A 12,279-nucleotide genomic window follows, 5' to 3' on the forward strand; every position below is an offset into this window, starting at 1 on the left:
GTGCCGCGTTGGACAGAATGCATGCCGCTCCGAAAGCGCTAAAAAAGGCTCTGTTGAGATTTGAGTGGGTTATGCCGCATGCGGGTTGATCGAAGTGAAGTCGAGCTTGCCGGCGATCAGAAACAGCACGGTACGCATGGTCGTGAGGTTGGCGTAACCGCGCGCGCGTCGCTTGGCGGCCTGAAACAGGCCGTTGAGAGCTTCCAGAAAGCCGTTGGTCTGGCGCGTCTGGGTCCAGGCGACGATGCCGTCGAAGGGCTTGCAGATCATGCGTGCAACCTCTTTCATGGGTTCGACTTTGGAGCGCATCACGTTGGTGCACCACTGCTCAAGCATCGCGGAGACGACGTTGATCTGTTTGCGATCGAGGATGTCTCGCAATTGCTCGCGATAGAGCCAGGCCCGGGCGGTGCGCCTGGTCGTGACGTTGGCAACGAGCGCGTCCAGGTCGGCACGCTGCCCCACGTTCAACCGGTCGCGGTCCTTGAGCAGTGCCCAGCGCAGGCCCTTGAGGTCAGGGTCGGTCTTCTGTTCGAGCCGCCGCGTCTTGTCCAGAGCAAACGATGCCTGAGCGACAACGTGGAATTTATCGAAGGGGATGCGGGCGTTGGGCAGGTGCCTGCTGACGCCCTTGATGAAGGCAGGCGACATGTCGATGCTGACCGAGGTGATTTGCCCGGGCGTGGCGTTGTGCGCTTGCAGGTGCGCGGCATCGGCCACGCAGATCACGCTGTCGAGTCGCGTGCGCTGCCGAATCTCATCATCGATAAAGAAGGTTTGCACCACCGGCGCGGGGTCGGCCAGACCGGAAGTTTCGATCCGAATCCCGTCGAAGCCATCTTTACGCTTGACCAGAGCCGACACCACACTCAAGAGTCACGGCAATTTCCCCACGCCAAGGTCGTTCTGTCGAGACGGTTACGGAATCAACTCCGCGCGGCCCTTCACCTTGCTCTCGACTTCATTGCTGTCCCCCTTGACCGTATGGTGCGCGCCGCATTCCTTTGCGAGTTGCAGCGCAATGTCGGAGCGGTCAACCACGATGATTTCGGCCGCGCAAAGCGCGTTTAGAACCTGAAATCCCGATATGCCCCAGACCGCCGGCGCCGATCACGACGACAAATTGTCCGGGCAGCAAATGGCGCGATGCTTTTTTTGCAGCTCGGTAGGCGGTCAAGCCGGCGTCGGTATACGGCGCGACGTCTTTCGGCGCCAGCAATTTCGGCAACTGGATCAGCGAACGTTCGCCAGTCATCAGATATTGCGCGTAGCCACCGTTGGCGTTGATGCCGGGAAACTGGCTGTCTGTGGCGTGCATATCGTCTCCGCGACGGCAGGCGAGGCAATGTCCGCTCGTGACCAGCGGATGGCAGATGACCGGGTCGCCCACCTTGACACTCTCCACACCGCGGCCCACCTCTTCGACCCAGCCGGCATTTTCATGGCCCATGTTGTAGGGCAATGCCACATCGACCTTGCTGCGCCAGATGCCTTCCACGATGTGCAGATCGGTGCGGCACACTCCCGCACCGCCAATCCGGACGATCACGTCGGTCGGCCGCACGATCTTCGGATCGTCGACGTTTTCGTAGCGCACGAATTCTTCGCGAGTCAATGACTCGTCGTACTGATGCAGCACAGCAGCTTTCACGTTTTGTCTCCTCCGTTCATGTATGGCCAGGAAATGCACGAAACATCGGACCGGTGTTTTTGCGCGCGGCGATACGACTAGGCAATGTCCATGCTAAAGGAGAAGAAAGTAACGGAGCGGTCCTCAGCGGGCGTTCAGGCAGGAAAACGAGGGGGCAGCTGGAGCAGCGAAGTGTCGCAAAATCGGACGTTCACAGCGGATCGACGTTGGCGCGATGTCTGAAAATGGGACGCATCGAGTGTGAGGGGCTCGATTGCATTTGGGATGGAGTGGTCGCTCAGAGAGCGAAGTGCGCGATGTCAGCTAGAAAGACTGACGCCTGGATAGATCCAAGGCTTGCGAGAGAGTGATGGCAGGGGAAGAAGGATTCGAACCTTCGAATGCCGGAATCAAAATCCGGTGCCTTAGGCCAGCTTGGCGACTCCCCTACGTAGGGGCGAGATCCTACCAGAGGATTCGAAAAGAGCAAAGGGTCGCGCGGATCGGATGAGATGTTTTTTCGCTCAATGGTGATCCACCGGTCGCGGCCTGAGAGGCTCGCCTCCACGGCATTCGAGAGCCGCCCGGTCCCAGCCGCCGAGATCCGCGGCGGCTTGATACGTGCTATCGAGAAAAGCCATCAACGCTCGCTCGGGGTCGTCCGACGTGCGGACGTGTTCGTACGGAAGGATGAATTCGCCCAGCTTGTCGTCGAAATAGGCGCCGCTCGGCAGGGGTGTTGCCTTGGAAAAGCCGTCAGGCGACGGGTACGCGTAAGAGTAAAACGCCGGAAAAGGTATCGCCGGTCCCCCCGGCCAGAATCCGGCCGACGATACTTCGTGGCTGTAGGCTTCGCGCGTCACCTCATCGGGTAGCGCCGGAACGCCGCCGGGATGAAGAGGCGCGCGGCGTCCAGAAAAACGCGTAACGGCGAGATCGAAGCTGCCCCAGAAAAAATGGACCGGGCTAACCTTGCCGATATAACCGGTACGAAACCGCTCCAGCACACAACAGACTGTGACGAGCGCTCGAAAGAAGCGGGTCACGGCATCCGCGTCGTACGGGCGCGCTGCATGGTCGTCCTGGAACGGCACGGGGTTCGGGATCTCGTTGGGTCGGCCGTGAAACACGGGCTTGCCACCGAGTTGCGCAACCAGATCCAAAAAGTTCGCGTGGAATTGCGCAACCGACATGGGTGCGAGCGCGAAGTGCGCCTTGCGTCCGTCGGCAGCGCTGCCGACCACCCGATGCTCGAGAAGGTCGAACTCGATCTCCACGCCGCTCGCATCGGGGATAAGCGACGTCGTCAGGCCCCGCGCGCTGACGTACAACGTAGCGTGCCACGAATGATTCAGCCAGGGGGTTCGGGCCAGCTTGTATTTGCCGGCAATTTGCGTGTAGAGGTGCAACGCGGCGCATGTGTCACGCCAGCCGTCGTACGGAATATCAGTCCAGTTCGCGCTCATACCGGCTCCATCAACTGTCCGTCTGTGTCATCGCCAAATGACGCGCGCCCCGGTCCTTCAAGATGCGCTGGTCGCTGAACGACCTTACGCCAGACGCAAAGTCTTGTCACCTGTCGCGCAATCCGGCGGCTACCGGTTACGCAGGGCTGCTCACCCACCAGGTTCAGCCGATAGCGGTTATGGGCGCACAACAAAGTCTGCGGGAAAGATTCTCTGCGAGGCCAACTCTGTCGTTTGGGCACGCAATGCCAAGTCCAGGCAATGTCTGCGGCAAGTCTCGCGTGCAGTGACAGATATGGCTAGCTGAAGAACACAAAGTACGCGGGAGGCATGCGTGGAAGGGGCTTTTAGATTAGGGGCCATCTCATCTTGATCCGCCTTTGTGTTGCGACGCGATATGATCGAGCACGTGCTCTAGGATTCGCCAAGGCCGTCCGACCCAGCGAACGAATACATTGCACGAACCCTATTTTTTTGTTCGGCGGACAGCGACTCCCAAGCGGAATGGGTGAGCCTACTGATTTCCCTGTTACTCCGCGGCCTTTCTGACTCTGGTAGCTGAAGAAGCCAAGAAAAAACGCGCTTCAAGTAAGTAGGGCGCGATTCAACCAATTGCGAAAGTACCTTCGACCAGTTTGAATTGCTCCTTACGGAAGACATAAACCCCGCCTTCCGAAGGATAGCGGCACGCGTGACTTGAATCGGAGGCTCTACGAGGAGCAGTTCATCGTACGCTTTATGAACACTTTGCAGCCTTGCTTCGGTTAGATGATTCTTCGAGGAGTGAATCCTACCGATTCGTGGCGCGATCCGACTTCGGTTGAACTTGAGCAACCACTCATGATCATGCAGGGCCAAGGTCTCGTATATCGCCCGTCCAGCAAGATACGCAGTCGTGATCCGGCGTTGCGGCGGGGCACCTCGAACCAGTTCCCGCCATTTCTGCCTGAGCGTCTTAATCTTGACTCGCGGAAATTCTTCTTTCCTTTCCGCATCGGACCGTTCTGAAAGACGCTTCGCTCTTCTCCATGAATCAGCCGTCGTCACACTAATTCCAAGCTCCGACGCTGCACCTTTGATGCTGCAGCCTTCGGCCAGCAACGTGTGGAAGCACTCCTTGTAGCGCTCACCGTACGCGAACGGCACCATATGCATGTCTAGGCCGTTGGAGTCGGCGGTTATCCTGTAAGTTAAACCACATGAGCAAGAAACCTTCCATGTCCTTGCCCTACGAAGACGGGTTACGACACCATAAGAGTCGCGACCTCTGTGCAACGGCACAGTGCATTCGGCCAACTTTACTGCTAGGTTGTCAACAGGCGATTGCGAAATTGGGGCCGCGTACGTCTCAGTGCAAAAATCAACAGCCTCAAGAAGCGAGTCAACTGCGAGGAAAATAAATGGATTGGGAAGACTACTCGCCTTTGATCCATCGGACACAAACTCCCACCACCACGCTATCTTCCCCTCGTTGAGACCGGTCAAATGACAGTACGTCGGGCCAAATAAGGCCAGCAATTCCGCGACTAGTGCCGCCCTCTTAAGACGCCCGTCTGGCATCAGAAAACCTGCATCCCGCAGCAAGTTGAGATAGTGAGTCCGCTTCCTAGTTTCTCCATCCTCCTGCTGTCGCGCACCCTTACTGGCCACGCCTTGGATCGCTCGTTTCTCAGAAGCATTAACCTCACGAATAATTACCGAATCGCCCTTATGAATAAGTCTTCTTAACGTCACGTCCGGTACCACACTTAGTTGCGATTCGCCCGCAGCCTTCAGGGGGATGAAGTGGACGTCGCAATAGTAGGTTCCGGGAAGCTGATGACTGATTTTGCAGTATGGCTCTATTCCCGCGTGACGCCAGTCAGCCAAACATTCATCGCAGTATCGAGGCCTTACGTCACGCATTCCGCCAGACATAAGACCTAGCCGCAATGTACCTGCAGCCGGAGGACTCCGCATTGTTGCGCGTATATCAGACCGCAAGTTGGCAGATGCCATCATAGTCACGTAATTGAATTCAGTATGCTTCTCAATAATCTCGTCAGCATCGAGATTCCAGTAGTCCTGCGTCTGAAGCACCAGATGGGAGATGCCACATGGAAATCGCGTTCCCTCGCGGACCAAATACCCAAAAAGTCGTCGCCTAAGCTCCCCCGTCGACGAGAGACCCATATATTCCGCGTAATGCGCAATTCCGTTTGCGAGCGTCTCTCCCTCATTAAGTGGAAGTAGCGAAATCGCCATGGTAGAACTCCCTAGTTGTACGTACCTCCGCCAATCCCGAAACAATCAAATCGACGGTAACGCAGCCCGTATCAGCTGCAACTCCGATCGAATCGTCCCAGTTGTTGCGCGGAAAATCATGCTGTCGCGGTTTGTTAAATGAGCGCGTTATGCAGGCGAGGTAGGATCCTTCGCACTATTGAGTCACGCACCTCGGCCATAGGCGCAAGCGTTATTTATATCTGCTTCATACGCGCCTAAATGTCACGACATCATCCGGTTGTGACATAGCCTCAATGTTGTGGAGCATAGTATCCATTTCCATCAGCGCTGACGTTCTTTCCCGGACCGAATGGCTTGTCCGGCCCACCACGTGACGTTGCACAACGACCGCGCGGGACGTGTGTCCGATTCGTTAGGTTGAACGCCACAAACCACTCACGGTCGTATCGACGCAACGTCCTATACAGCCTCGAATCCACACGGTACGCTGAGGTAATTCGCTTGTCCGGGCGAGCGTTCTGAACAATGATGCTCCAGCGGTTACGCATGCACTGGAGTTCTACCGGCGACGGCGCTCCGCGCCTCACATTGCCAGCACGGCGCGCCAAAAGAAGCACAGTCGCAATTGGCAGATGCAGTTCTCGCGATACGGCTTCGGCATGGACACCATTTGCGAGCATCCTGCAAATGTGGTTTTGATACCGCGCCCCATAAGCCTCCACGCTTAGATCCGTTCTTCCGCCGTCCAAAACACTGGACGCTTGATACGACACGCCACAAGAGCAGACAAGCCTCCATTGGCCCCCTTTCGGCATGCAGTCTTTCCAGGCGTCGTGGGAACGGTGAAGGACTCCGATGCACGAGAGTTCCTTTGTGCCCACATCGATTGTCTCTCCGCATTCCGTGGAAGATTCAGCTCCCAGAAATCCAATAGAATTTGATATCGCTGGCACAAACGATCCCGGCGACGCGCAGCGTCGATCCAGTAACGACGCCACTGCGATGGATACAAATGGGTGGGAGGACTCGAGGTCTTTTGTAACGTCCGCGATATTGCGTAACCAGATCGTCGTTCTCTGCCTGCTCAAGCCCGCAAGTTGGCAGTATACTGGGCCGAAATGTGCCAACAGTGACGCAACCACGCCGTGGTGGTCCAACTTGCCGTTAGGCCATACAAATCCCGCGTCCCGAAGCCATTCGCGATATCTGGTTGCAGGCGGGAGGGGTTCGTTCGCGGCGCTGTAGATCGCGCTGCGTCTCGCTATGTCCGCGCCAGCACTCCTCTCGGACCAGGATGCGGACGCCAAAATCTCTTCGTCGTCACTTCTCTTCAAGGTCGCGACCGTCAGATCCGTAATATTCCCGGAAAACTTATTACTAGCGACTTTCAAAATTCTCGAATGCATCGGACAGAAATATACGCCGTGCAGTTGATGATTTATCATCCAGTATGGAGTTATGCACTTCGCTCCCCACTCAAGCAAGCAATCCTCGCAATATCGAAACTTTGCGACGCGCTCCCCAATCCAGCCATACGCGGACCTTCTCACGCATCCTCCCCGTGGTTGATCCAGCATGTCCGAAAACACCTTCGCTTTTTCTGATTCTGACATTGTTAGCGTCGCATAATGGAACTCAGTGTGTCCTCTTATGATCTCGCCCGCAGTCAGCCCCCAGTAGTCTCTGCTCTCCTCAGCGAGATGGATCACTCCGCTAGGAAGTTTTGTATCGGGCTTGCAGCTATGACCGAACAGTCTCCGCCTCAGCACTAACGTAGAGTCGAGACCGGCGAAGTCTCTATAGCGCCCCAGATTGCTGCCAATGGTCTCCCCCTCACAAAGCGGCAACAATGCGATTGCCATGGCAACTCCCCTTGTGAAGACTTGATTAACGTTCATTCGCTTATCCGCTTCATCCCCAACGTAATGCTGGCGACCAGAAGCCGTCTCAGGGCGAGTCGCCAGTTTGATCGAGATGACGGCGAAAGACGACTCTCGTTTAAGGAACTAGGCGTGAAGCACACGATAGGATCACCGCCGCGCTGGCGAAGTCAAATGTTGCTTCCATGCGGCGGAGGTCGACCAAAAATCTCAACTTTATTTGATAACCACCTCCCTGGATTTCGATGCCGACTGCTTTAACGCGTCCGATGGCGCCTTATTCTGATAGAAACGGCGCGCAGCCTCATCACTCAAGTCTTGCGAGGACGCCGCCGGATACTCCCGTTGAATGGCGCCCACAAGAGACGAGGCCAGTTCCTGAGGCACTCCAAGCAGCATGAGTCGAGACACGGCATCGATTGCCGACTCATTTTTGTCATGCTCCATCGCGACGTTGTAGTACAGAAGTCGCCTAGCCTCTGCCTCTTTGGACGCCACGATGTCGTGCAGTGTATCGCCCAGCAGGTCGTCGTATTCAACCATCCGCGCCTTGCTACCGGACCGGACTGCGGTTAGCATCGGCCGGAGCGATGCCATCTTCTCATCGAACACGTCTCTGAAGAGCCGTCGAGACAGTTGCTCGGCACCGGAGTGAATTGCGGCATATTGAGCCAACTGGAACAGCGGAATCGCAATTCCAGGCAGACCTTGTGTCAGGGCGTGCAGATACTTCCGCAGGCTTTCCGACAAGGGAACAGAGTTTGCAAGCCACTGGTATTTTTGCAGCTGATTACAAAACCGGCCCCAGTCTTTCTCGCCAATTCCGCTCCAGGTGGTCACGCCGTGGCTGCTAAGACGCCGCGCTGACCGCAACGTCTTTCGGAAAAGCTGGGCCGCTTTCGGGGTCCCGCTTACAATGACAGGAATCCCGACTACGTTGGTGAGGTTCACGAAGAAGTCGAAGAGCGGGTCGTTCTTCGCAACCGCGTGGAGGGCGTTCTGCATCTCATCAAGGACAATGAGACCGGTGTGGTGCAGTCGCGTAACCCGGTGCAGTTTGTTTGCGTAATCCGCCAGCGTTGCCCGCTTTCCGACTTCCGCCAGGTAGTCGGTCCCAAGGAGGTCGTCAAAGGTCAAGATGATAAGCTTGAGTGCGTCCTTCAGACTTGCACTACGTGGACAGTCTATCTTGATCTGCACAACCTGGTTGACCCCGTAGTCTTTGTGATGAATCACTCTGGGGAACAGCCTTAGCGCGGAATCGAGCGCTGTGGTCTTACCGCCGCCCGACAGCCCGAAGATCCCGGCGCAATACGCATGGGATCGCTTGTGCGGATAGATGGGTACAAGCTCTCCGTCACAATTCTGCCTGTAATGATCCTGAATATCTTGAGCGACGGCGCCCCGGATATCTCCTTGAACGTAGTGCTGCCGAATGATGAGCTGTGTCGTGCTCAAGACATCAAGGTGAGCGGGAAACGCCACGACAAGATGAGAAAGACGCCCGATTGCGTGCAACCGGTACTCCTCGCTCCGTGTTCGCTCGCTCTCGGAAAAGGCGACCGGCACGTCTAGCGCCCTTAGAATTGATCTGTTATCCCAGATCGGTCCCAGGGCGGAGATCAAGGGATTGCCCCGGTACTCGGGCAGCAGGTCGTCGCCGCTGTAATACTGCGCCTCCACTGCCTCGATACATTGCCTCACCGGAGCGGGTTCGCGCGATTTTTTTTCCGATACCACTTTCTTTACGGAGTGCATAATGTCCATCATTCCCTCCTATCCTTCCATCGTCCCAAGCAACTCTCTGGCACGCTGTTCACTAAGCTCTTTCGTGGTCATGCGACCAGGATCGTTCGGCGTCACACCGCCTTCATTCACTGCTTCCTCGTAAGCATCTCCTTCCTCGTCATACCTGGTTTGTGGCGCCGGGCTCGTAGCGCCCGCTGAATGCTGAATCTCGTTCAGGAGGGCCTTGAGCGACGCGCGAGTCTTTCTGCGTCTCCCAGGTTTCTGCTGACTCTTGCGGTCTCGTGCCCCCGCCGCGGCAGACCGCTCGATCTGGCGCATCTCATCCATATCGCTGATGTCCGGACGCGTCATACCGGCCTCTTTCAGAGCCAGTGACGTTTTTGATTTCGCCTCCTCGCCGATCTTTGCGATGTTATGGTCTGTCATCGCGCGGTCAGGCTCGCCAGCTTCTTCAGTCATACCCCGGTTCGTCGCATCGCGCTCTGCCAACAAGGTCTGTTCCCGGTACGTCAGTCCGCGGAGCTTGTCGCTATCATGATCAGACATCGGACAGGAGATCAGCTCGCCCAGGCCATAAAGCTGGATCGCACTGTTATCAGACGAGTCGTAACCAATTTCGACAAGCGACTCGACCTTTTGGCCGCGGAACATGGCCTGACGCTCGACGAGCGAAGGCGTAGGACAGGCGTAGTGCAGCCCGTTGTGGAAAATTCCCTTACCATCGATTGGGACTCTCGCTGTCGGCATGACTTTTGCCCTAAACTCAGCCACGTCGACATGTCTTCCGGCACCATTGATCTCTGTGCCATAGGCCCACAGATTCAAGGGTGTCGGTGCAAGTCCGCGTTCCACCATCTCCGGAGGGGTGGGATAGCCACGGATGATGCGGTTGTTGTAGTTGAGTACCGCGTAGCAGACGACCCGACGGAATTCCCTAATATCGAGCGCCGCATCGTATGCGGGGTGGTCTACACCACGGTCGAATGACCCCTTCTCCACAATTCCGGGGATGAGCGCGTTCCAGATTGCCGGAATGATGCCAAATCGCCGCTCCATTACGCTTCGGAGGTCTGGTCGATAAGCCGGTGCATTCGCCACTTCAACCCGGAAATGCTGGATGAGAGGGTGTGCCTTATGCACGCTGCTCACCTCCCCCTGATCCGCATAAAGGACTTCACACATGCGTTTAGCGGACCACTGTCTCTCCTCGATGCAGATACCGAGCGACCGGCAAAATGCGACCTTTGGACTGATTGCGTTGGCAAGCGCCAACATTGCCCCATCCCAACATGGTGGATCGAACGTCACAAAGAACCCAACCACCATTGCCGAATAGTCGTCGATGACAAGATACAGAACCGGCCTGCCGATGACCATGGTCCGCAAGACCTGACCCACGAGGTAAATATCCGCGATGGTCGCGTCAATGTGAAAGCGCTCTCCCGGTCCCTTCGACGTCCGGAGCCGACCGGTCAGCGGGCGCTCGTGAAGCAGATAATGTCGAAGGCCAACGCGATGTATGCGCCGTTCTTCATAGGTGTAATTTTGGTGGATGTAGTATTGCAGCTGCCGCTTCGTGAGGACGGTGCCACGACCGAGTTTTAGTTCGATCATTTCACCCCTGTCATTGTAGACAGCCCTGTCCCATAAATACGTTCGCCGTAGCCAGTTCAACGCCTGCTCCAGGGTCTTCTGTGACCTCCTTCCCTTAGAGTACGCAAACGACGCATAGTAATCAGCAGCCTGCGCCAGCAATTTCTGCACATCCTCGCTCCGAGCTGAGGCCTTTCGCGTCCTGCGCTTAGGATTCCTCCCGGGCGTATTTTTCAAGTCGCGCGTTTTGCCTTTGCCACCGCACCGGTCGTAGTCATCGGAGGCCGCTGCCGGGGTCATCCCCTGCTGGCAAAAGCGGCGAAGCGTCCTATAAACAGTGTCTTCCGATATTCGGGAGGCTGCGCAATACCGCAAAATTCGCTGCCTGCGGGTTTGCTTGTGAAGCAGTTCCTCAAACTGGTCGCCAAGGAACGACGGCTCAATCAACTTTCCGTCAGCGCGGGGCGGCAGGTCAAAGGTCAACAGTCCCGCAATAATCTGCCATCCGCTTGACTTGGTCGGATCCTTCGCGATGTCCTGGTATTTTTCGGATCTCCCGCACAACGCGAAAGGCAGGACGCGCCTTCGCTCGGATACATTGCCAGGAAGCTTTGGCAGTTTTTCGAGTGCGAGCTCGGGCTCGACATTAGTCGACAGTCGGCGAAGCAACTCATCCGTCTTGATCTTGAACGGCAATGCCCTGCGACAGGCCGCTGACTTTGCTTTATGCTCGATGTCGATCAGATGGGTCCACCGCGAGTTCTTCCCCGTTTTCAATATGATATAGATGCGGTCGCCGTTGCGCTCTTTAAGGACCTCGCAAACAGCGACTTCGCGTGGGCAATTCGATTGCATCGACATTCGAGCCTCCGCTAAGGGTGGGCGTATTAAGAATGTTGCTTGTCACAGCGTGGGCGCCAGATCTCCTCCAGGCGTACGTCGAGCGGATCCTGAACATCGAGGTCAAAGGCCAACCGCCTGGCACCGGCCAGCTGCCGGAATGCGCGCAAACCCGATCCTGCGGGAAGATCAAGTGCCTGGTCAGCGAGTCTGCAGGCGTCGATGACCCGTAGCTCTTCCCGCCGCCGGACGAGGCGAAGCATCTCGCGCTGCGCCGCTATCTCGGCGTCAGACAGCTTGCGCCCGACCGTGTCGTTGTACGCCCGAAAAATCCAGGCCAGATTCTTTGAACGAGGTGCGTGCATGCCATCAGCCCGGACTACCGAGTACGGAACTCCTCCGTTTTCCCAGGTTTTCTGCTCAATCCGCTGCGAGGGCGTCAGTTTGCCGTTGGGGCCACTGCGCCTCGACCTGACCGACCTCGCCTCCCGGTTATGAGTCGTTCCTCGCTCCGTGACGTAAACCAGGTCTGTACTGAGAACCGCCGCCTCATCGAGCTGCCGATAAGTCGGGTGGTGAACACCGATTGATGCCGCCGCGCGTTGCGTTTTGTCTCGGTCAAGAGCGACCTGTTCGAGGATCAGCTTCACGTCAGACCGATACCACCCTTCCAGGAATTCCGCGTGCTCCGCTTCGGACATCAGGTGAAGCTCATCAAGCGCCGTCTTCTCGCAAGCGAGTCTTGTCCTGGTGCCAGATCCTGGCATTTCCCGCGTGTGCATCCAGCGGCAGTGAAGCCCGTTTCTGCTTGCCTCCGCCAACTCCTTGAGCTTGCGTGCAAGCGTTGCCTTTTGCATGCCCCGGGTTCGCGTCTTCATGTCAACCTCCAGTGTGG

The 12,279-nt window shown here is 56.8% G+C and carries 6 protein-coding genes, 1 tRNA gene and 2 pseudogenes; all 9 read right to left on the reverse strand.

The window, feature by feature from the left end; genetic code table 11:
• Positions 1 to 69: 69 nt before the first annotated feature.
• Positions 70 to 876, reverse strand: a pseudogene (locus tag BC1002_RS20620) (transposase); the annotation flags it as partial.
• A 75-nt stretch (positions 877 to 951) separates the two neighbouring features.
• Positions 952 to 1,651: pseudogene (locus tag BC1002_RS20625) on the reverse strand (alcohol dehydrogenase catalytic domain-containing protein); the annotation flags it as partial.
• A 350-nt stretch (positions 1,652 to 2,001) separates the two neighbouring features.
• A tRNA-Gln gene (locus BC1002_RS20630) sits at positions 2,002 to 2,079 on the reverse strand.
• A gap of 75 nt (positions 2,080 to 2,154) precedes the next feature.
• Positions 2,155 to 3,096 carry a DUF5996 family protein gene (locus tag BC1002_RS20635; RefSeq protein ID WP_013091930.1) on the reverse strand — a complete coding sequence of 314 codons (942 nt, stop codon included), beginning with the start codon at positions 3,094 to 3,096 and terminating at the stop codon, positions 2,155 to 2,157.
• A gap of 414 nt (positions 3,097 to 3,510) precedes the next feature.
• Positions 3,511 to 5,340, reverse strand: a complete 1,830-nt coding sequence (locus BC1002_RS39765; RefSeq protein WP_013091931.1) for a TnsD family Tn7-like transposition protein — start codon at positions 5,338 to 5,340, stop codon at positions 3,511 to 3,513.
• Between the two features lie 272 nt (positions 5,341 to 5,612).
• On the reverse strand, positions 5,613 to 7,220 hold the full coding sequence (locus tag BC1002_RS39770) for a TnsD family Tn7-like transposition protein (protein ID WP_083788712.1): 1,608 nt from the start codon (positions 7,218 to 7,220) through the stop codon (positions 5,613 to 5,615).
• 198 nt (positions 7,221 to 7,418) lie between these two features.
• Positions 7,419 to 8,972 carry an ATP-binding protein gene (locus tag BC1002_RS20640; RefSeq protein ID WP_238538005.1) on the reverse strand — a complete coding sequence of 518 codons (1,554 nt, stop codon included), beginning with the start codon at positions 8,970 to 8,972 and terminating at the stop codon, positions 7,419 to 7,421.
• 6 nt (positions 8,973 to 8,978) lie between these two features.
• Positions 8,979 to 11,405: a DDE-type integrase/transposase/recombinase gene (locus BC1002_RS20645; protein WP_013091934.1), complete on the reverse strand. Its 2,427-nt coding sequence runs from the start codon at positions 11,403 to 11,405 to the stop codon at positions 8,979 to 8,981.
• A 26-nt stretch (positions 11,406 to 11,431) separates the two neighbouring features.
• On the reverse strand, positions 11,432 to 12,262 hold the full coding sequence (locus BC1002_RS20650; RefSeq protein ID WP_013091935.1) for a heteromeric transposase endonuclease subunit TnsA: 831 nt from the start codon (positions 12,260 to 12,262) through the stop codon (positions 11,432 to 11,434).
• Positions 12,263 to 12,279 lie beyond the last annotated feature (17 nt).

It is taken from the genome of Paraburkholderia atlantica, from assembly GCF_000092885.1.
GTDB classification, from domain to species: Bacteria; Pseudomonadota; Gammaproteobacteria; order Burkholderiales; family Burkholderiaceae; genus Paraburkholderia; species Paraburkholderia atlantica.

Bases quoted from the DNA above. Each gene is read 5' to 3' on its own strand.
- BC1002_RS39765 (WP_013091931.1), bottom strand. From the start codon at position 5,340: ATGGCGATTTCGCTACTTCCACTTAATGAGGGAGAGACGCTCGCAAAC.
- BC1002_RS20635 (WP_013091930.1), bottom strand. From the start codon at position 3,096: ATGAGCGCGAACTGGACTGATATTCCGTACGACGGCTGGCGTGACACA.
- BC1002_RS20645 (WP_013091934.1), bottom strand. From the start codon at position 11,405: ATGTCGATGCAATCGAATTGCCCACGCGAAGTCGCTGTTTGCGAGGTC.
- BC1002_RS39770 (WP_083788712.1), bottom strand. From the start codon at position 7,220: ATGAACGTTAATCAAGTCTTCACAAGGGGAGTTGCCATGGCAATCGCA.
- BC1002_RS20650 (WP_013091935.1), bottom strand. From the start codon at position 12,262: ATGAAGACGCGAACCCGGGGCATGCAAAAGGCAACGCTTGCACGCAAG.
- BC1002_RS20640 (WP_238538005.1), bottom strand. From the start codon at position 8,972: ATGATGGACATTATGCACTCCGTAAAGAAAGTGGTATCGGAAAAAAAA.